The following is a 19095-nucleotide window of genomic DNA, read 5'->3' as shown; positions in this document are numbered from 1 at the left end:
TTCAACGGATCACGGCGCCGGGCGGCAGCGTGGGGCGGGCGCGGGGGGCATCCAGGGGCTGTGGCAGCAAGGTGGCCACGGTGAGCTGGTCGTCGCCAAAATACCTGGCGGCCACGGCCTGCACCTGGGCGGGCGTCACGGTGCGCAGCAGCTCCAGCAGGCGCTCGTTGGCGTCGAGCGGAAAACCCTGCACCCAGTTGCCGCCCAGCTCCTGCGCCTGGTTCATCACCGAGTCGCGCTCGTACACGGTGGAGGCGATCCACTGCGTCTTGACGCGCGCGAGTTCGGCCTCGCTCACGCCACCCTGGGCCACGCGGGCCACCTCGGCGCGCAGGGCGTCTTCGACCTGCTGGGCCGTCTTGCCCGCGGCGGGCACGCCGCTGAGCATGAACAGGCTGGGGCCGCGCCCCGTGACCATGGCGCTGCTGTTGGCGCTGTCGGCCACGCGGTTCTCGCCCTGGGTGAGCGCACGGTCGAGCCGCGCGCCGTCGTAGCCGCTGAACACCGCCGACAGCACCATCAGCGCGAGGGCGTCGCGGTCGGTGTCGGTGAGGTTTTCCACGCGGTCCAGGCTGGGGGTGCGAAAGGCCAGCGCCACATACGCCTGCTCGGCCGGCGCCTTGACGGCGATGCGGCGCAGGCCCTGCTGCGCGGGCTCGGCGCGCGGCTTGCGCTCGGGCAGCGCATGGGCGGGGATGCCGCCGTAGTATTTTTCGGCCAGGGCCCGCACCTGCACGGGGTCCACGTCGCCCGCCACCACCACCACGGCATTGGTGGGCGTGTACCACTGGCGGTAGAAGGCGCGCGCGTCGTTCGGCGTCATGGCATCGAGGTCGCTCATCCAGCCCACGATGGGGCGGCGGTAGGGCGACGCGGTGAAGGTGGCGGCAAACAGCTGCTCGGCCAGCATGGCGCGGGGCTGGTCCTCGGTGCGCAGGCGGCGCTCTTCCTTCACCACCTCCAGCTCCTTCTTGAACTCTTCATCCGGCCAGTGGTTGTGGGCGAACCGGTCGGATTCGAGCTTCATCACGTCTTCGAGCCGGCTGGACGGGATCTGCTGGTAGTAGCCCGTGTAGTCGCGGCTGGTGAACGCGTTCTCCCGCCCGCCCAGGGCGGCCACGCGGCGCGAGAACTCGCCCGGCGGCAACGTCTTGGTGCCCTTGAACAGCATGTGCTCGAGCACGTGCGCCACGCCCGTGGTGCCGTCCACTTCGTCCATGGAGCCCACGCGCACCCAGACCATGTGCACCGCCGTGGGGGCGCGCCGGTCGGGCTGCACGATGAGCTGCATGCCGTTTCTCAGGGTGAACTGCTGCGCGCCAGAGGCCGTGGTGGACGGCGGGGAAGAAGGCGCATCGGAGGGTTGGGACACCGGGGTGGTTGCCGCGAAGGCAGCCCCGGACGAGAGGCAGGCCAGCAGGCCCAGTAGGGTGAAAGCACGTTTCATAGAATGGATGATTCTAAGAACCCACCAATGTTCAGTTTTTTCAAGAAAAAGCCCGCCGCTCCGCCATCGACGCCCGCACCGTCCGATGCGCCCTCCCCGGCCATGTCGTCCGGCGCTCCAGCACCTGCCGCTCCCCCCACTTCCGTCCTGCCGGCCACGGCAGTTCCGGCGGTGCATCAGCCGCCGCCAGGGCCTTCGCCTGCCCCCGCGCAGGTGACCACGCCCGCGACAGCGCCCGCAGAAGCTCCCGCCGCGGCGCCGGCCGCTTTTGGCTGGCTGCGCAACCCGTTCGCCCCCAAGGCGCCCGAGGCGGCCCCCACGCCCGTGCCCGCACCGGCCGCGGTTCCGCCGCTGGCCCCCGTGGCCGTGGCAGCGCCGGTGCAGGCCCCGCCGCCGGCGCCCGTGGCAGTGGCAGCCCCCCCCGTCGCCGCACCGGCACCTGCGCCGGCCGCCCCCGTGGAACGCAAGGGCTGGCTCGACCGCCTCAAGGCCGGGCTGCGCAAGACGGGCAGCAGCATCACCACGGTGTTCACTGGCACGCAGATCGACGATGCGCTGTATGAAGAGCTGGAAGAGGCCCTGCTCATGGCCGATACCGGCGTGAAGGCCACCATGCACCTGCTGGCCGACCTCAAGCGCAGAGTGAAGGACAGCAAGACCACCGACCCCGCCGCCGTCAAGGGCCTGCTGGCCGACTCCCTCGCCGACCTGCTGCGCCCGCTCGAAAAAGCGCTGGTCATTGGCGAGCACACCCCCACCGTGATCATGGTGGCGGGCGTCAACGGCGCGGGCAAGACCACCTCCATCGGCAAGCTCACCAAACACCTGGCCGGCGAAGGTGCGGCCGTGCTTCTGGCGGCCGCCGATACCTTCCGCGCCGCCGCGCGCGAGCAACTGGGCGTCTGGGCCGACCGCAACACGGTCGAGATCGTGAGCCAGGAAGGCGGCGACCCGGCCGCCGTGAGCTTTGACGCGGTCACGGCCGGCAAGGCGCGCGGCAAGGACGTGGTGCTGGTGGACACCGCCGGGCGCCTGCCCACGCAGCTGCACCTGATGGAAGAGCTGAAAAAGATCCGCCGCGTGGTCACCAAGGCCGATGCCACGGCGCCGCACGAGGTGCTGCTGGTGATCGACGGCAACACCGGCCAGAACGCCCTGGCCCAGGTGCGCGCGTTCGACGATGCGCTGCAGCTCACGGGCCTCATCGTGACCAAGCTCGATGGCACGGCCAAGGGCGGCGTTCTGGCGGCCATCGCGCAGGAACGCCCCATTCCGGTGTATTTCATCGGCGTGGGCGAGAAGCTCGAAGACCTGGAGACCTTCAACGCGCGCGAATTCGCGCAGGCCCTGCTGACCTGAAAACCCGCCCGCAACCGCGATCCATGGCCCCCTCGGGGCCATTTTCACGTTTACGAACGGCAGCAATTCCCCCATGATGGGCTTTCCCCAGGAAAGGCGCGGACGCCCATGTTCATTGAGCTGGTCAAAGGTGTTGCCTTGCTGCTGGCGCTGTGCTTCCTGCATGGGTTCAACATCCGCGTCTGGCGCCGGCACCCGCGCACCGGGCAGGTTTTCTCCGGCATCCTCTTTGGCTCCATCTGCGTGGTGGGCATGCTCACCCCCGTGGTGCTGATGCCGGGCGTGATCTTCGATGCGCGCTCGGTCGTGCTCAGCATGGCGGGCCTGTTCGGGGGCCCGCTGGTGGCCTGCATCGCCGCCGCCATGGCCGCCACGGGACGTCTCTGGCTGGGGGGCGCCGGCGCCGAGGTGGGCCTGCTGGTGATTGCGCTGTGCACCACGCTGGGCCTGGTCTACCGCGAAGGCCGCGCGCGCGGGCGCCTGGGGGTGGAGCCCGTTCCGCTGGCCCTGTTCGGGTTGCTGCTGCACACCGCAGTCGTCGCCCTGTTCCAGCTGCTTCCCGCCGAGGCCGTCCAGCGCATCAACCAGACCCTGGCCGTGCCTTTCCTGCTGACCTTCACGCCCGCCACGGTGGTGCTGGGCCTGCTGCTGCGCGATGTGGAAGAACGCCTGGCCACCGAGCGCGCGCTGCATGGCACGGCGGCGCGCCTGCGCGCCATCGCCCAGGCGATCCCCGACGTGCTGCTCGTGCTGGACGCCCGTGGGCGGTATGTGGAGGTGCTCTCGCCCGACGACGCACCCCTGGCGGCCAGCCCGCCCCAGCTGATTGGCAAGCGGCTGCATGACGTGCTGCCCGCGCCACAGGCCGACAGCTTCCTGGAGTTGATCCGCAATACCTTGCAGTCGGGCCAGACGCACAGCATGGAGTACGAGATGCAGACGCTCTCGGGCCCACGGCATTTCGAAGGGCGCGCCCAGCCCCTGGGCGTGCAGGTGGGCGGCCAGGCGGCCGTGGTCTTCCTGGCGCGCGACATCACCAAGCGCAAGCTCGCCGAGGGCGCGCTGCGCGAATCGGAGCTGCGCTTTCGCTCGCTGCTGCGCAACATTCCGTCCATCTCCGTGCAGGGCTATCTGGAGGACGGCACCACCAGCTACTGGAACCGGGCGTCCGAGCAGCTCTACGGCTACACCGCCGAGGAAGCACTGGGCAGCAACCTGCTGGACCTCATCATCCCGCCGGCCATGGCCGACACCGTGCGCGGGCACATGCGCCACATGTTCGCCACGGGCGAGGTCATCCCGGCGGGCGAACTGCAACTGCGGCGCAAGGACGGCTCGCCCGTGGACGTGTTCTCCAGCCACGCCTACATCCAGGTGCCCGGGCATCCGCCCGAGATGTTCTGCATCGACATCGACATCTCGGGGCGCAAGGCCGCGGAGGACGAGGCCCGCTACCTGGCGTTCTACGACGCGCTCACGCAGCTGCCGAACCGGCGCCTGCTGGTGGACCGGCTGCAGCAGGTGCTGGCCAACGGCGCGCGCTCGGGCCTGACCACCGCCGTGCTGTTCGTGGACCTGGACAACTTCAAGACGCTCAACGACACCCGGGGGCATGAGGTGGGGGACCTGCTCCTCAAGGAAGTCGCCCTGCGCCTGCCCGGCTGCGTGCGGGAACAGGACACCGTGGCCCGCCTGGGAGGCGACGAATTCGTGGTGGTGCTGCAGAACCTCAGCAGCGACCCGCCGGAAGCCGCGGCGCAGGCGCGCACGCTGGGAGAACTCATCCTGACCCAGCTGCGCCAGCCCTACCAGCTGGCGGGGCACGAACACCATTTCACGGCCAGCATCGGCGTCACGCTCCTGCGCGACCACCGCGACTCCGTGGACGAAGTCCTCAAGCAGGCGGACATGGCCATGTACCGCGCCAAGGACGCGGGCCGCAACACCCTGCGCTTTTTCGACCCCGACATGCAGCAGGCCGTCAACCGCCGTGCGCTGCTGGAGGCGGAGCTGCGCACCGGACTGCGGCAGTCGCAGTTCCTGCTGCTGTACCAGCCCCAGGTGGACGACCAGGGGCGGGTGACCGGCGCAGAGGCACTGGTGCGCTGGCGGCACCCGGTGCAGGGCATGGTCCCGCCGTCCGAGTTCATCCCCCTGGCGGAAGAATCCGGCCTGATCCTGCCCCTGGGCCACTGGGTGATGGAAACCGCACTGCGCCAGCAGGCCCGGTGGCGCCAGCACCCGCAGTTTGCCCACCTGAACGTCGCCATCAACGTGAGCGCGCGCCAGTTCCTGCAGGACGATTTCGTGGCCCAGGTGCTCGCGCTGCTGCAGCGGACGGGGGCCGATCCGGCACGGATCAAGCTGGAGCTGACCGAAAGCCTGCTGCTCGACAACGTGGACAACGTGATCGCGACGATGCGCGCGCTCAAGGCCCATGGGCTGGGCTTTTCGCTCGACGACTTTGGCACGGGCTACTCGTCCTTGAGCTACCTCAAGCGCCTGCCGCTGGACCAGATCAAGATCGACCAGGGCTTCGTGCGCGGCGTGCTGCTGGACCCGAGCGACGCGGCCATTGCCCGCTCGATCATCGCCCTGGCGGGCAGCCTGGGCCTGGACGTGATCGCCGAGGGGGTGGAAACGGCGGCGCACCACCAGTTCCTGCTCGCGCACGGCTGCAAGGCGTTTCAGGGCTACCTGTTTGGCAGGCCGCTGGCACTGGAAGACTTTGAACGGGCGGCGCTGGAGGCACTGGGCCCCGCAAAGGCCCCCGGCTGACCTCGCGCCAGACCGGCGCCGCGATGGCATTCAAGTTGCCGCACGCAAATGCCGATAACCAAAGGCCACGACAGTCGGCCCCGCGCCGCGCCTCCGTGGAAACCATGGAGGTGCCCCATGAAAATCGAGTCGTCCACCCTGCAGATGCAGGCCCGGCATGCCGCCACGCGCATGCACAGCCAGACAAGCCGCCTGGAAATGTGGGTGGGCGAGCGCCCTCCGGGCACGCCCGCCGCCCGCCAGGCCCCGCCGCCCCAGATCTCCAGCGCGGCCCGCCTGGCCCAGGCCGCCCACGCGGCCGCTGCCTCGGCCTCCGTCGAACCGCGCCCCACGCGCGACCCCGACGAAGGCCTGACACCCCAGCTCGCGATGATCCGCGACCTCATCGAACGCATGACCGGCGTGCTGGTTCGCGTGTATGCCGGGCCCAAGGCCGCCGAGGCGCCCGCCGAGCCCGTGCCCGCTGCGCCCTCCGCCGGGGACGGCACCACGGAGGCCCCCCGCCAGCGCGCGGGCTTTGGCGTGATCTACGAACAGCGCGAGGTGCTGGAGGAAACCGAACGCACCCAGTTCGCGGCGGCGGGCACCGTGCGCACCGCCGATGGCCGGGAGATCCAGTTCACGCTGCAGCTGGACATGCAGCGCAGCTACCGCGAGGAATCCTCCGTCAGCCTGCGGCTGGGCGATGCCGTGGCGGTGGACCCCCTGGTCATCAACTTCGACGGCACCGCCGCGCAGCTACAGGACCTGCGCTTCGCCTTCGACCTGGACGGCGACGGGCAGACCGAACAGGTGCCCCTGCTGGCCGGGAACCGGGGCTACCTGGCGCTGGACAACAACCAGAACGCACGCATCGACAACGGCCTGGAACTCTTCGGCCCGGGCACGGGGAACGGCTTTTCGGAGCTGGCCCGGCATGACAGCGACGGCAACGGCTGGATCGACGAGGCCGACCCCGTTTTCCAGCAACTGCGCGTGTGGACCCCGGATGCGGATGGCACGGGCCGCCTGCAAACCCTGCAGGAGCTGGGCGTGGGCGCGGTGCAGCTCAGCGCCCAGGCAACGCCCTTTGCCCTGCGCAGCGCCGACAACGGCAGCCTGGGCGCCGTGCGCTCCACCAGCGTCTACCTGCGAGACGACGGCAGCGCGGGCACGGTGCAGCAGATCGACCTGAGCGTGTAGCCAGCCCAGCCACAGGGGCCAGGCAGGAACCTGCACCTGCCGCCCAGGAGGCTGGAAAAACGGCGGATGCCCCCGCAGTCAGGCCAGCACCGTGGCATGGGCCACCTGCGCATCCACCCAGCCGGCATATTCTGTAGACCCCTGCAGCGCCTGGACCACCAGTTGCGGCAGCGCATAAGGATGTTGCGCCCGCAAAAGCGCCAACAGCGGGTGCAGCGCGCGCGCCACGGTCTTGCAGACCAGCCGGAGCTCACGGTCCTCCTGCGAGGCGCCCTGCCAGCGGAAGTAGGCCGTGATCGGCTCCACCTGCACACAGGCCGCCAGCCGCGCCTGCAAGACCAGCTGCGCCAGCCGCCGCGCTTCCGCTTCGGTGGCCACCGTGGTGGTGACAACGAGAATGTCGCAAAGGGCGGTCGGCTCGGTCATGCGCGTCTCCCGAAGTTGGGCGCTGCAGTCTGCCATAGCGTCCTACCGAGCGCCAGCCGCAGGAAAACCCCCTGGGCCCTCCACGGACAGCTCCACAGGCGGCCCCACCTCCCACTGCACGCCCATGGGCCGAGAACCCGGACCGCACGGCGCAGGAACCATGTGCCCGAAACACACTCTCACCACGAGCAATGCATGCCTTGCGGCCTCGGAAATTACAGAAATTTCTTTTGAAATCAATGTACTTGGTGCATCTCTCTACCTGCGGCAGGCCCGGCAGCGAGAGGGAAACCCACCGCGCGCGCAGAGGCCGTCGCCCCGAACAACCGGAGGGGAACTCCGGGTTTAGCACTCACTCATAGAGAGTGCTAACATCATGGCTTAGAGGAAAGGATTCCCGGAATGAACATTCAATCTGGAACCGCGACGACGACTTTGGCGCCCGCCAACCCCTGGGCGCTGGTGCCCCCGCTGGGCAATCTGGATGCCTACATTTCCGCTGTCAACCGCCTGCCGCTGCTCACCCACGAAGAAGAGCAGACGTACGCACGCCAGCTCAAGGACCACAACGACCTGGACGCCGCCGGACGGCTGGTGATGTCGCACCTGCGCCTCGTGGTGTCGATTGCGCGCCAGTACCTGGGCTACGGCCTGCCGCATGGCGACCTGATCCAGGAAGGCAACGTCGGCCTGATGAAGGCCGTGAAGCGTTTCGACCCCGACCAGGGCGTGCGCCTCGTGAGCTATGCCATGCACTGGATCAAGGCCGAGATCCACGAATACATCCTGAAGAACTGGCGCATGGTCAAGGTCGCGACGACCAAGGCCCAGCGCAAGCTGTTCTTCAACCTGCGCTCGATGAAGCAGGGTTTCAAGGCCGATGCTTCCGCCGCGGATGCCGCGACGCACCGGGACACGCTGTCCGAGCAGGAAATCGACACCGTGGCCGCGCAGCTCAACGTGAAGCGTGAAGAAGTCATCGAGATGGAAACCCGCATGTCCGGTGGCGACGTGCTGCTCGACCCTGCACCTTCGGACGATGGCGAACAGGCGTTTGGCCCCATTGCCTTCCTGGCCGATGCCTCGCATGAGCCCACTGCCATGATCGAGTCGCGCCAGCGCGATGCGCTCGCCACCGACGGCATCGCCACGGCGCTGGACAGCCTGGACGCGCGCAGCCGCCGCATCGTGGAAGAGCGCTGGCTCAAGGTCAACGACGACGGCACGGGCGGCATGACGCTGCATGAACTGGCCGCGGTCTATGGCGTGAGCGCCGAGCGCATCCGCCAGATCGAGGTGGCCGCCATGAAGAAGATGAAGAAGGCGCTGGCCGAGTACGCCTGAATGCCCGCGGGGGCGCGTTAATATCCCGCTTCTGCAGAAGTTGCCTCGAGGGGCCCCAGTTCTGGGGCCCCTTGTCGTTATGGCCCCGAACTTTTTTTGGAGGAGACCCACCCCATGTCACGCCCCGTTTCCCGCCGCGCATCGCTGCTGATCGCCCTGGCCGCCGCATCCCCCTGGGCACTCGCCCAGAACACCGCCAGGCCTTCGGCCCCCGCCGCGGCCGCGCAGGCCTGGCCGAACAAGCCGCTGAAGATCATCGTGGGCTTTCCGGCCGGCACCTCGCCCGACCTCACCGCGCGCGCTTTCTCGGAACCCCTGTCCAAGGCCCTGGGCCAGCCGGTGATCGTGGAAAACAAGGTGGGGGCAGGCGGCAACATCGGCGCCGACGCGGTGGCCAAGGCGCGCGATGACCACACCATCGGCCTGATGATCAACGGCAACATGACCATCGCCAAGATGATCAACCCTGCCGTGCCCTACGATCCGCTCAAGGACCTGGCGCCGCTCAGCCTCATCGGCACGTCGCCCCTGGTGCTGACCGCGCCCGTCACGCAGCCGGGCGTACCCGCCAACAGCGACGCGCGCGACTTCTTCGTGGCGGCGCGCAACGGCGGCGACAAATGGAGCTATGGCACGCCGGGCGTGGGCACCGTGGGCCACATCGGCACCGAGCTGCTGAAGTCGCGCAGCAACATCAACCCCGTGCACGTCCCGTATCCGGGCTACCCGCAAGTCGCCAATGCCATGCTGGGCGGCCAGCTGCAGATGGCGCTGCTGCCCCCGGCGCTCGCCCAGGCCCAGGTGCGCGCCGGCAAGCTGCGCGCCATCGGCGTCACCTCGGCGGGCCGCAGCCCGCTGGCACCCGACATCCCGAGCCTGTCGGAAGCCGGTATCCGGGGCTTCAACCTGGAAATCTGGAATGCGTTTGCCGCGCCGGCCACGATGCCCAAGCCACTGCAGGCCAAGCTGGCCGCCGTGATCAGCGAGATCGCCCGCAGCGAAGACATGCGCAACAAGCTCTTTCAGCAGGGATGGCAGGTGGCAGGCACCTCGCCCGAGGGGCTGGCCAACCGCATCAAGGCCGACACCAGCCTGCTGGGCGGCGTGATTGCGATGCGCGGGATCAAGGCGGAGTAGAGTCCCACAGGCCATCGGCGGGCGGCATACATTTTGTTGCAGCGCGCCATGAACCCGGGTAAGGTCCATGGATCCTGCCCGGGTTTTTTGTTCCGGGCCCTGCCGCCCCGGAACCCCACGCCCGCATGCCCCATTGCCGTACCACCCCATCCCTGCCTTCCGGTGGCGGGTGCTGCCTGTGCGCAGGACAGCAGCAGTGCCTGCTGGGCCGGCAAGACGAAAAACGGCGCGCTGGCTGGAAGCCCCTTCTGGTGGAGCGTCCGGTGCGCAAGGGCGAGTTGCTGTTGCGGCAGGGGCAATCGGGGCAGAAGACGTTCAAGATCGTCAAGACCGGCATCGTCGTGGTGCTGTGCAGCGGCGAGGACGGCGTGGAGCGGCCGATCGGCCTGTTCGGCGCCGGGCAGCCCCTGGGCTCGACGGCGCTCGTGCAGGAACCGGCCGCCGTGTCCTGCCGGGCGCTGACCGCGGGGCGCATCTGCGAGGTGCCCGTGGAGGCGGTCCTCCAGCAGGGGCTGCTGGATTCCGAGTTGCTGCGGGGGCTTGCGCAAAGCTACGCCCACACGAACGCCCGCCTGGCCGACTGGGCACGCATCGCCCGCATCCGTGGGGTGACGGGGCAGCTGGCGGCCACCCTGCTCCAGTTGGCCAACCTGCAGCGCAGCTCCCTGGTGCGGCTGCCCAGCCACCAGGTGCTGGCCGATCTTCTCTCCACCACCCGGGAAACCATTGCGCGCACGCTGCGCCAGCTCGCGCTGCGCCATGGGCTGGTGCGCCGCGACCGCTGGCACTGTGAAATCCAGCGCGATGTCCTGATCGGGCTGGCGGGCGGCCCGGCGCAACAAGCCGGCACCTAGCCTCCGCGCGCGCAGCCCTTACAGAACGGCGGAATCCTCGCTCGCCCGTTGCGCCAGCAGAAGCTGCGCGACGTGGGCTGGCGCCACCGCCCGGGAGTACAGCCACCCCTGGTAGGCATCGCAGCCGTACTGCGCCAGCAGGCCCAGCTGTTCCGCAGTTTCGACCCCTTCGGCCACGACGTGCAAGCCCAGTGTCTTGGCCAGCACGATGATGGCCTGCACAAGGACCGCATCGCCGTTGCTGTGCAGCAGAGGGTGGATGAACTCGCGATCGATCTTGATCCGGGAGACCGGCAAGTGCTTCAGGTACGCCAGGGATGAATGGCCCGTGCCGAAGTCGTCCAGGGCGATGCACACGCCCAGCGCCTGCAGGCGGCACAGCACATCGCGGGCCTGCGCAGGGTCCGCCATGGCCTCGGATTCGGTCACCTCGATCTCCAGCAGGTCGGGCCGCGCGCCATGAAGGGCCAGGCTGCGTTCGATCTGCTCCACCAGGTCGGTCTGGCGCAGCTGCTGCGCGGACAAGTTGATCGCCACGCGCAGCGGCAGGCCCGCCCGGTCCCATTCGGCGATCTGCTGGCACGCCGTGCCGATCACCCACGCACCCACGGCAAGGATCAGGCCCGTCGCCTCCGCCACGGGAATGAAACGGGCCGGGGGAACCTCGCCCAGCTGGGGATCGGTCCACCGCAGCAACGCCTCCACCGCCTGGATGCGGCCGCTGCCCACCTCCACCTGCGGCTGGTAGTGCAGATGGAGCCCGCCGTAGGCCAGGGCCAGCTTGAGGCGCTCGTGCAGTTGCAGCTTCTCCGCCATGCGGGCGCCCAGCGGCGGCTCGTAGAACGCGTAGTTCGCGCGGCCGGACTCCTTGGCGTGGTACATCGCCATGTCGGCATAGCGCATGAGAGTGGGCGCATCCTGCGCGTCCCGCGGGTACACGGCAATTCCCAGGCTCGCGCCGAAATCGAGTTCAAAGCCATGCATCTGAAAGGGCTGGCACAGCGCCGCGAGGACCTGGGCGGCCACCTGTTCCACGTCGCGGACCTGCGCGATCTGCGGCAGCAGCACGGTGAATTCGTCCCCGCCCAGCCGTGCTAGCGTATCGCCGCCGCGCAGGACACTCTTGAGCCTGCGCGCCACTTCCACAAGCACCCGGTCCCCCGCGGCGTGTCCATAGCCATCGTTGACGGCCTTGAAGTCGTCCAGGTCCAGCACCAGCAGCGCAAAGGAATGGCCGCCAAGCGCCGCTTCGGCAATGGCCTGCTCCAGCCGCTGGCCGAACTGCCAGCGATTGACCAGGCCGGTCAGGGTGTCGTGCGTGGCCTGGAAGTGCATCTGGGCCTGCAGCCTGCGCACCTCCGAGATGTCGCGCACGAAGGCCACGGCCGTGCCGCCCTGCGCGTCGGTGTAGCCCAGGGCGATATCCACCGGCACGGACCGGCCGTCCTTGCGGGCGATCCACAGATCCCGCCCCATCCCCATGGGCCGGCGCGACGGCGACTGGAAGTAGCTGTCCAGATGGCGTCCATGCGCTTCCCGCAAGGCGGGCTGCAGCAGGAGGCTGACGGGGCTGCCGCACAGCTCATCGGCCGCATAGCCGGAGATGGACTCCATGGCCGCGTTGGCCATGACGATGCGGCCGCCGCGGTCCACCAGCAGGATGCCATCGGGGGCCGCGTTCGTGGCGGCCAGGATCAGCGCGCCCTCGTCGGCCGGTGAAAGGGGTGCCGCGGCCATCACCCCAGGTCCTTCTTCATCCTTCATCGCGTCGGGCCCGGCCAGGCCCGTCCCCGCCGCCCCGCCACAATGGCAGGCGGTTGCGCCGGGTGGCGTCTACGTACAAGCGCATCGATGCCAGATTCCTTTGAAAAATGGATGTCACCAGAGCACCTTGCCGCGCACGGGGGCAAGGCGCATCGCATGGAGCCATCCGCCAGCGGCGGCACAGGCCCTGGGGCCACTCTAGAGAATCACGCGGGCATTGGCATCCAGATGGCCCCAACCAGGGCCTGCAACTTGCCGCGAATGTGACGTATGTCGCGTTCCTGCCCCCGGACGTGAGGCAAATCCACGACAAAAAGCCGGAGCAGGCGCCAGCAGCGCCCGGCGGCACATCCGGTCAGCCAGCTTCCGCCAGCAGCGCCTTCACGTCGGACGCCAGGGCCTGCGCTCCGCTGCCATAGCGGTTGTAGACGCGCAAGCGCCCTGCCGGGTCATAGACATAGCTGCCCGCCGAATGGTCCATGGTGTAGCTGGTGGGTGTCTTGCCGTCGACCTTCTTGTAGTAGATCTTGAAGTCCTTGGCGACGGCTGCCAGCTGCTCGGGCGAGCCGTACAGCGCCAGGAAGCTGGGGTCGAAGTTGGCCATGTAGGCCTTGAGCACCTCCGGCGTGTCGCGCTCGGGGTCCACCGTCACGAAGATGCCCTGCAGGCGGTCGCCGTCCTTGCCCAGCATCTTCTTGACCTCGGCCAGCTCCTGCATGGAAGTGGGACACACGTCGGGACATTGCGTGAAGCCGAAGAAGACCACCACCACCTTGCCCGCGAAGTCCTTGATGTGGCGCGCCTGGCCGTTGTGGTCGGTCAAGGGGATGTCGCGGGCATAGTCCGCGCCGGTGATGTCCACGCCGCGAAACTCTGCCTTTTTCTCGGAACAGGCACTGAAAATGCCCGCAGCGCTTATGGACAAAGCGGCAACAGCTATCGTTTTAAGAGCACTTCTTTTGAGCATGGGCATGGTCGGGTTCACAGCACGTAATGGTCCACCAGGAGGGCTGCAAACAGAGCGCTCAGGTGAATGAGGGAAAAGCGGAAGGTCTTGCGCGCCAGCGCGTCCGAGTAGTTGCGCCACAGCGCGAAGCCGTAGCCGCAAAAGCCTGCGCTCAGCACCACGGCGGCGGCCAGGTAGATCCACGAACTCATGCCGTAGACGAAGGGCATCAGGCAGCCCGCGAACAGGATCAGGGTGTACAGGAATACCTGCAGGCGGGTGAACTCGTTGCCATGCGTCACCGGCAGCATGGGCAGGCCGGACTTGCGGTAGTCCTCCACCCGGTACAGGGCCAGCGCCCAGAAGTGGGGAGGCGTCCACAGGAAGATGATGAGGAACAGGATGAGCGCTTCCGGTCCCACATCGTTCGTCATGGCCGCCCAGCCCAGCACGGGGGGCATGGCGCCGGACGCGCCGCCAATCACGATGTTTTGCGGCGTGAGGGGCTTGAGGATCACCGTGTAGACGACCGCATAGCCCACGAAGGTGGCGAACGTGAGCCACATCGTGAGCGGGTTCACCCAGAAATACAGCAGCGCGGACCCCGCCGCGCACAGCACGGCCGAGAACAGCAGCGTCTGCGCGTTGGACAGTTCTCCCTTGGCCGTGGGGCGCCAGGCGGTGCGCTTCATCTTGGCGTCGATACCCTGCTCCACGATGCAGTTGAAAGCGGCTGCCGCGCCGGCCACCAGCCACACGCCCGCGCAGGCCAGGGCCATCAGCCCCAGCTGCGGTGCGGAAGGAAGCCCAGGCACGGCCAGAACCATGCCGATGAGCGCACAAAAGACGATGAGCTGGACCACACGGGGCTTGGTCAGCGCATAGAACTGTGACAGGCGCGAGGGCGGGGAAACAACGGCGGGGGCAGCAGCACTCATGCGGACACTCTCGATGCGCCCGATGGCGCGGAAAACTCTTGGGGCGCGGATGCCGCGCGGCTGGACACCAGGGCCCAGGTCAATACCACCACCAGCGCCGCGGCGCCGCCGGTGTGCAGGACGGCGGCCACCAGCGGCCAGTCCAGAACCACGTTGGACAGGCCCGTGGCCAGCTGCAGCAGCGCAAGCCCCGCCAGCCAGCGGCACTGGGCGGGCAACACATGCGCCCGCCGAAGGCCCCACCACACGATGCCCAACGCTGCGAGCACTGCATAGGCCATCAACCGGTGCGCATAGTGGATGGCCGTGAGACCGGCGAAGCTGATGTGGCTGCCATCCTGCAGCATGCCCAGCGCGCGCCAGACCTGGAAACCCTGGCCAAAGTCCATCTCGGGCCACCAGCTCCCCTGGCAGGTGGGAAAGGTGGTGCACGCCAGCACCGCGTAGTTGGTGCTGACCCATCCGCCCAGCACCACTTGCAGGGCCACGAGCAAGCTGGTGGCGACCAGGCCCCAGCGCAGCCCCGTCGAGAGGCGCACGGGCGTGCGGCCCTGGGCGCGGTGGGTATGGCGAACCGCCTGCACGCACAGCAGCGCCAGCAGCACCAGCCCCCCGATGAGGTGCAGCGTGACGATGGCTGGAAACAGCTTCATCGTCACCGTCAAGGCGCCAAAGGCCCCCTGCAGGCAGACCCAGAACAGCGTGAAGGTGGGCCACCACGGGCTGACGGGAGGCCCCTCGCCCCCGTCGCGGCGGGCCTTGCGGTGCTGCACCCAGGCCGACACGGTGAGCACGATGATGAGCACGCCCACACCGGTGGCCAGGTAGCGGTGGATCATCTCGACCCAGGCCTTGCCATGGGTCACGGGGCCGGTGGGCATGGCCTGCTGGGCAGCGGAGATCTCGGTGTGCGCGCCCACGGGGCTGGCGCTGCCGTAGCAGCCGGGCCAGTCAGGACAGCCCAGGCCCGAATCGGTCAGGCGCGTGAAGGCGCCGAACAGCACCAGGTCAAAGGTCAGGAACAGGGTGAGCACGGTCAGCGCCTGCAGGCGCCGCATGGGAGAGCTGCCACGGTTGCGCAGGCCGACCCAGGCCAGGGGGCCGAGCGCTATCAGCACGCCCAGCAGCATGAGCCGGGCGATGGGCGCCAGATCGTAGAGCGGCTGGGCGTCCATCACGGCTTTCCGGGGCGTCCGGCTTCATCCCAGGAAGACGACGCGCGCAACAGGCGTTCAAGATCCCGCTTGGCCTTGGCCGCGCCGGCCGTGTCCATCGCCGCAGGAAACCGCATCATCCAGTTGCCCATCGGGTCCACGACATACAGGTGCTCGGCGGACCGATGGCCTTCGGCGGGGGCCAGCCAGGCGCCCAGCGCGGCGCCATCCACCCGCAGCACCGTCGCCTTCTGCAGGGCGGGCGCGAGCTCGGCGGGCACGCTGGCGGCATCATTCACCAGCCAGACCCAGTCCACCCGGTCTTTTTCCTTGCCCAGGCTTTCGCGCAGCTGGCGCTGCAGGTACAGGTGCTTCTGGCAGTCCGCGTCGCAGGCACCGCCCGCCACGCTGACCAGGAGCCACTGCCCCTTCAGAGACGCCAGCGAAACGGCATTGCCGTCCAGCGACGTGGCGTCGACCCGCGGCATGGTGCGCTGGGGGTCGATCAGTTCGCCATAGTTGCGGCGGCCCTCGGGGCGAACCACGTAGTAGGTGAAATACGAGGCGATGACCGGGGCCGCGCAGATGAGCAGGACGCCGAACATCTTCCATCGCCCATGGCGGGCACGCTGGGCCGTGGCCACGGCGCCGTCCGCCGGGGGCAGCGTGTGCACGGTAAGGCCCAGAGGGTGGTCCCCATGGGCCTCAGGCGGCAGGCTGGCTGCGCGGGCGAATGAAGCGTCGGACGATTTGGAACCAGACATAGAGAAGTGCAATCAGGCCGCAGAGCCCGAACCATTGAAATGCGTAACCGTAATGCTTGTCGACGCCCGCGCCGACCACGGGCCAGTCGCGTTGCAGCCCCTCGCCTGCTTCGCCCGTCTGCAACACCGTGAGGTTGGCGAGCGCAAGACCGGTTTCGGTGCGGAACGCTGCCAGGTCGAGATTTTGCCGGATGCGGGAAGACCCCTGTGCGCTATCGGCCCCCTGGAAGTCATACAGGCGCGAAGGCGGGAGCGCCACGCGGCCCTGCACGCGCACCACCTGGTCCTGCGCGGTCTGCACCCGCGGCAGCTGCGTGCGGTCCTGGAAGTTGCGGGCGGCCCAGCCACGCTGCACCAGCACCACCGCGCCGCTGCCTTCGGCCAGCTGCAGCGGTGTCAGCACGAAAAACCCGGGGCGGCCGTGCATCTGGCGGTTGTCAAGGTACACGGTGTGCTCCGGCAGCCACCGGCCTTCCAGCACCACGGCACGGTGCACGAGCGCTGCCGCATCCGGCTGCGCCGCGGCCGCGAGCAGCGTTGGGGCGTCGACGGCGGGCATGCGGCCACGCTCCTCCAGCATGGCTTGCAGGGCCTCCTTCTCCGCGGCGCGCGACAGCTGCCAGCGGCCGAGCGAGGCCGTGGCCAGCATGCCGGCCACCGCAGCAAGGGTGATCAGCCAGAAACGCAGGCCCAGGGGACGACGTGACACTGTCACAGGATAATGTTCTCCATGAAATACCTCGTAGTGGTGGCGTTCATCGCCATTCTGGCCAGCCTGGCCTCCGCCCTGTTCTTCATGATGCGCAATGGCCGCAACGACAAGGCCAAGGGCAGCCACATGGCCAAGGCACTCGCGGTGCGCGTGGGGCTCTCCATCGTGCTCTTCCTGTGCATCCTGGTGGCGTGGAAACTGGGCTACATCCAGCCCACCGGCCTGCCGGCCTCCCGTTGACCGGGGCCATGAAGCGGCAGTGGCCCAAGCCCCCGCATACCCCCTTCTCATCCCGCCCTGGCCCTGCCAACAAAAAAAGCGCCGCGAGGCGCTTTTTTGTTGGCAGCGTGCCTGGTTACATCCAGTAGACCAGCACGTACAGGCCCAGCCACACCACGTCCACGAAGTGCCAGTACCACGCGGCGCCTTCGAAGCCGAAGTGCTTGTCCGCGGTGAAATGTCCCTTCTGCAGGCGCAGCGTGATCACCAGCAGCATCAGCATGCCCAGGAACACGTGAAAACCGTGGAAGCCCGTGAGCATGAAGAACGTGGAGCCGAACACGCCGGAGCTGAGCTTGAGGTTCAGGTCGGTGTAGAGATGGAAATACTCGTAGCCTTGCACCAGCAGGAACACGAAGCCCAGCAGCACCGTGGCCCACATGAAGCCGATGGTCTTGCCACGGTGGTTTTCGCGCAATGCATGGTGGGCAATGGTCAGCGTCACGCCCGACGTCAGCAGCAGCGCCGTGTTGATGGTGGGCAGCCAGAAGGGGCCCACGGTCTGGAAGGGTTCGACGATGCCGGCCGGCGAGGCGGTGGCACCGGCGGCAAGGCTGGGCCAGACCGCCTTGAAATCGGGCCACAGCAGCGCGTTGTCCAGGCTGCCTAGAGCGGGCACCGAGTGCGAACGCGCCCACCACAGTGCCGTGAAGAACGCGCCGAAGAACATCACTTCCGAGAAGATGAACCAGCTCATGCTCCAGCGGTACGACAGGTCGATCTTGTGGCCGTACAGGCCGCCTTCGCTCTCGCGCACCGCATCGCCGAACCACTGGTACAGCGTGAACAGCCACCACACCAGGCCCAGTGCCAGGGAATACTTGCCCCAGTCGTGGCCATTGATCCACTGGCCCGCGCCCAGAATGACGAAGAACAGACCGGTTGCCGCCATCACCGGATGACGCGACTCTGCGGGTACATAGTAGTACGGGGTTCCGCCGTGGGTTGATGCACTCATTTCAGCTCCTGACTCTCAAAATCTTTGTTTTCGGCTTTGTTGTTGCGGATACGGTTCCAGCAACCCATTCACACGACCCAGTTCACCAACGCGATCAGGCCGATCACCAGCAGAAAGACGGCCACCAGCCCCACCACGATGATATGCAGCGGGTTGAGCTTTTCGACATCCTGCTGGTACTCGCTGCCCTTGCGCAGACCTATCAGCGACCAGGCCACCGCCCGCACCGTGCGCAGCAGCGATCCCTTGCGCTCGTGGGGCTTCACCACCGGCTGCTCCACTGGCGTATTCATGAACCCGCTCCCGCCGCTGGAGAGACCAGGGGCGCGGACAGGCCCACGGCGGCAGTGGACTGCGGTGCTGCCGGCGTCTTGCCACCCACCTCGAAGAACGTGTAGGACAGCGTGATGGTCGTCACGTCCTTGGAAATACGCGGATCAATCACAAATGCCACGGGCCATTCCTTTTTTTCTCCAGGCTCCAGCGTGTACTGGTTGAAGCAAAAGCACTCCAGCTTGTTGAAGTGCGCCGCGGCCTGGCGCGGTGCATAGCTCGGTATGGCTTGCGCAGCCATGCGGCGGTTCTGCACGTTCTGGAACTCGTACATCACGGTCGTCAGCTCGCCCGGGTGCACCTGCACCGAACGCTGGGCGGGCTTGAAATCCCACGGGCCGCGCGCGTTGGCGTCGAACTCCACCGTGATCGTGCGGGTCTTGTCCACCTGCGTGTTGCCCGGTACCTTGACATCCTTGCCGGCCACGCCGTTGCCCGGCACCTGCCGCTCGGACAGCGACAGGATGTTGATGCCCGTCATCTCGCAGATGTGCTTGTAGATGGGGATCAGCACATAGCCGAAGGCGAACATGCCGGCCGCGATCACGACCAGCTTGCCGACCATCTTGGCGTTTTCGCGGTGCAGGCTCATGGCAGGTGCGGGCTCAGCGGGACAGCAGAACGACCTTGACCATGAACCCGACGAAGAACACCACCGCGACGGACGCCAGGATCAGCGCCATCCGCAGGTTGCTCTTTTTCTGTTCGGGTGTCATGGGC

At 67.9% G+C, this 19095-nt stretch carries 19 protein-coding genes; 7 read left to right on the top strand and 12 right to left on the bottom strand.

Annotated features, from left to right (window positions below; translation table 11 throughout):
• Nucleotide 1: 1 nt before the first annotated feature.
• Nucleotides 2–1447 (bottom strand): M16 family metallopeptidase, encoded by a 1446-nt coding sequence (locus AC1RVY_RS15360; RefSeq protein WP_492807012.1) that lies wholly within the window; start codon nt 1445–1447, stop codon nt 2–4.
• 27 nt (nt 1448–1474) lie between these two features.
• On the opposite strand from AC1RVY_RS15360, the gene ftsY reads away from it, so the two are divergent.
• From ftsY to AC1RVY_RS15345, 3 genes are all read left to right on the top strand, one after another.
• On the top strand, nt 1475–2806 hold the full coding sequence (ftsY, locus tag AC1RVY_RS15355; protein ID WP_492807010.1) for a signal recognition particle-docking protein FtsY: 1332 nt from the start codon (nt 1475–1477) through the stop codon (nt 2804–2806).
• Between the two features lie 108 nt (nt 2807–2914).
• The gene (locus tag AC1RVY_RS15350; protein WP_492807008.1) at nt 2915–5584 is read left to right on the top strand and encodes an EAL domain-containing protein; all 2670 of its coding nucleotides are present in this window, start codon (nt 2915–2917) and stop codon (nt 5582–5584) included.
• A 117-nt stretch (nt 5585–5701) separates the two neighbouring features.
• Nucleotides 5702–6766: an SPM autocatalytic domain-containing protein gene (locus AC1RVY_RS15345; RefSeq protein ID WP_492807006.1), complete on the top strand. Its 1065-nt coding sequence runs from the start codon at nt 5702–5704 to the stop codon at nt 6764–6766.
• 78 nt (nt 6767–6844) lie between these two features.
• On the opposite strand, the gene cutA is transcribed toward AC1RVY_RS15345, so the two are convergent.
• Entirely contained in the window at nt 6845–7192 is a 348-nt protein-coding gene (gene cutA, locus AC1RVY_RS15340) for a divalent-cation tolerance protein CutA (RefSeq protein ID WP_492807005.1), read from the bottom strand.
• Nucleotides 7193–7594: 402 nt separating this feature from the next.
• Between cutA and rpoH the strand changes: the two genes are divergently transcribed.
• The 3 genes from rpoH to AC1RVY_RS15325 all read left to right on the top strand — a co-directional run bounded on the left by rpoH (nt 7595) and on the right by AC1RVY_RS15325 (nt 10527).
• Entirely contained in the window at nt 7595–8536 is a 942-nt protein-coding gene (gene rpoH, locus AC1RVY_RS15335) for an RNA polymerase sigma factor RpoH (protein ID WP_218295936.1), read from the top strand.
• 114 nt (nt 8537–8650) lie between these two features.
• The gene (locus AC1RVY_RS15330; protein WP_218295937.1) at nt 8651–9673 is read left to right on the top strand and encodes a Bug family tripartite tricarboxylate transporter substrate binding protein; all 1023 of its coding nucleotides are present in this window, start codon (nt 8651–8653) and stop codon (nt 9671–9673) included.
• 125 nt (nt 9674–9798) lie between these two features.
• The gene (locus AC1RVY_RS15325) at nt 9799–10527 is read left to right on the top strand and encodes a Crp/Fnr family transcriptional regulator (RefSeq protein ID WP_369643191.1); all 729 of its coding nucleotides are present in this window, start codon (nt 9799–9801) and stop codon (nt 10525–10527) included.
• Nucleotides 10528–10545: 18 nt separating this feature from the next.
• On the opposite strand, the gene AC1RVY_RS15320 is transcribed toward AC1RVY_RS15325, so the two are convergent.
• From AC1RVY_RS15320 to AC1RVY_RS15295, 6 genes are all read right to left on the bottom strand, one after another.
• The gene (locus tag AC1RVY_RS15320) at nt 10546–12264 is read right to left on the bottom strand and encodes a putative bifunctional diguanylate cyclase/phosphodiesterase (protein ID WP_369643192.1); all 1719 of its coding nucleotides are present in this window, start codon (nt 12262–12264) and stop codon (nt 10546–10548) included.
• A gap of 382 nt (nt 12265–12646) precedes the next feature.
• On the bottom strand, nt 12647–13264 hold the full coding sequence (locus tag AC1RVY_RS15315) for an SCO family protein (RefSeq protein ID WP_492807002.1): 618 nt from the start codon (nt 13262–13264) through the stop codon (nt 12647–12649).
• Between the two features lie 8 nt (nt 13265–13272).
• A complete protein-coding gene (gene cyoE / locus AC1RVY_RS15310; RefSeq protein ID WP_218295941.1) occupies nt 13273–14175 on the bottom strand; it encodes a heme o synthase in 903 nt (300 codons plus the stop codon).
• Complete coding sequence (locus AC1RVY_RS15305; protein ID WP_492807000.1) at nt 14172–15350, bottom strand: COX15/CtaA family protein; 1179 nt, start codon at nt 15348–15350, stop codon at nt 14172–14174. Before AC1RVY_RS15305 ends, cyoE begins: the two co-directional genes overlap by 4 nt.
• Entirely contained in the window at nt 15350–16093 is a 744-nt protein-coding gene (locus AC1RVY_RS15300; RefSeq protein WP_492806998.1) for a redox-active disulfide-containing membrane protein, read from the bottom strand. The genes AC1RVY_RS15305 and AC1RVY_RS15300 overlap by 1 nt, the downstream gene beginning before the upstream one ends.
• The gene (locus AC1RVY_RS15295) at nt 16035–16808 is read right to left on the bottom strand and encodes an SURF1 family protein (RefSeq protein ID WP_492806997.1); all 774 of its coding nucleotides are present in this window, start codon (nt 16806–16808) and stop codon (nt 16035–16037) included. Before AC1RVY_RS15295 ends, AC1RVY_RS15300 begins: the two co-directional genes overlap by 59 nt.
• Before the next feature lie 15 nt (nt 16809–16823).
• Here AC1RVY_RS15295 and AC1RVY_RS15290 point away from each other — a divergent pair, with 15 nt between their 5' ends.
• Entirely contained in the window at nt 16824–17045 is a 222-nt protein-coding gene (locus tag AC1RVY_RS15290; RefSeq protein ID WP_218295945.1) for a twin transmembrane helix small protein, read from the top strand.
• Between the two features lie 115 nt (nt 17046–17160).
• Here the strand turns inward: AC1RVY_RS15290 and AC1RVY_RS15285 are convergent, their stop codons facing one another.
• From AC1RVY_RS15285 to AC1RVY_RS15270, 4 genes are all read right to left on the bottom strand, one after another.
• A complete protein-coding gene (locus AC1RVY_RS15285; protein WP_218339571.1) occupies nt 17161–18042 on the bottom strand; it encodes a cytochrome c oxidase subunit 3 in 882 nt (293 codons plus the stop codon).
• Nucleotides 18043–18110: 68 nt separating this feature from the next.
• The gene (locus AC1RVY_RS15280; RefSeq protein WP_218339572.1) at nt 18111–18335 is read right to left on the bottom strand and encodes a DUF2970 domain-containing protein; all 225 of its coding nucleotides are present in this window, start codon (nt 18333–18335) and stop codon (nt 18111–18113) included.
• Complete coding sequence (locus AC1RVY_RS15275; RefSeq protein WP_218295948.1) at nt 18332–18967, bottom strand: cytochrome c oxidase assembly protein; 636 nt, start codon at nt 18965–18967, stop codon at nt 18332–18334. The genes AC1RVY_RS15280 and AC1RVY_RS15275 overlap by 4 nt, the downstream gene beginning before the upstream one ends.
• A 13-nt stretch (nt 18968–18980) precedes the next feature.
• Nucleotides 18981–19091: a cytochrome oxidase small assembly protein gene (locus tag AC1RVY_RS15270; RefSeq protein WP_218296306.1), complete on the bottom strand. Its 111-nt coding sequence runs from the start codon at nt 19089–19091 to the stop codon at nt 18981–18983.
• Nucleotides 19092–19095 lie beyond the last annotated feature (4 nt).

Source organism: Acidovorax sp. GW821-FHT11A03, assembly GCF_058809075.1.
Note: the sequence above shows the minus strand (reverse complement) of the source record. Positions and strands in the feature narration are given on the sequence as shown.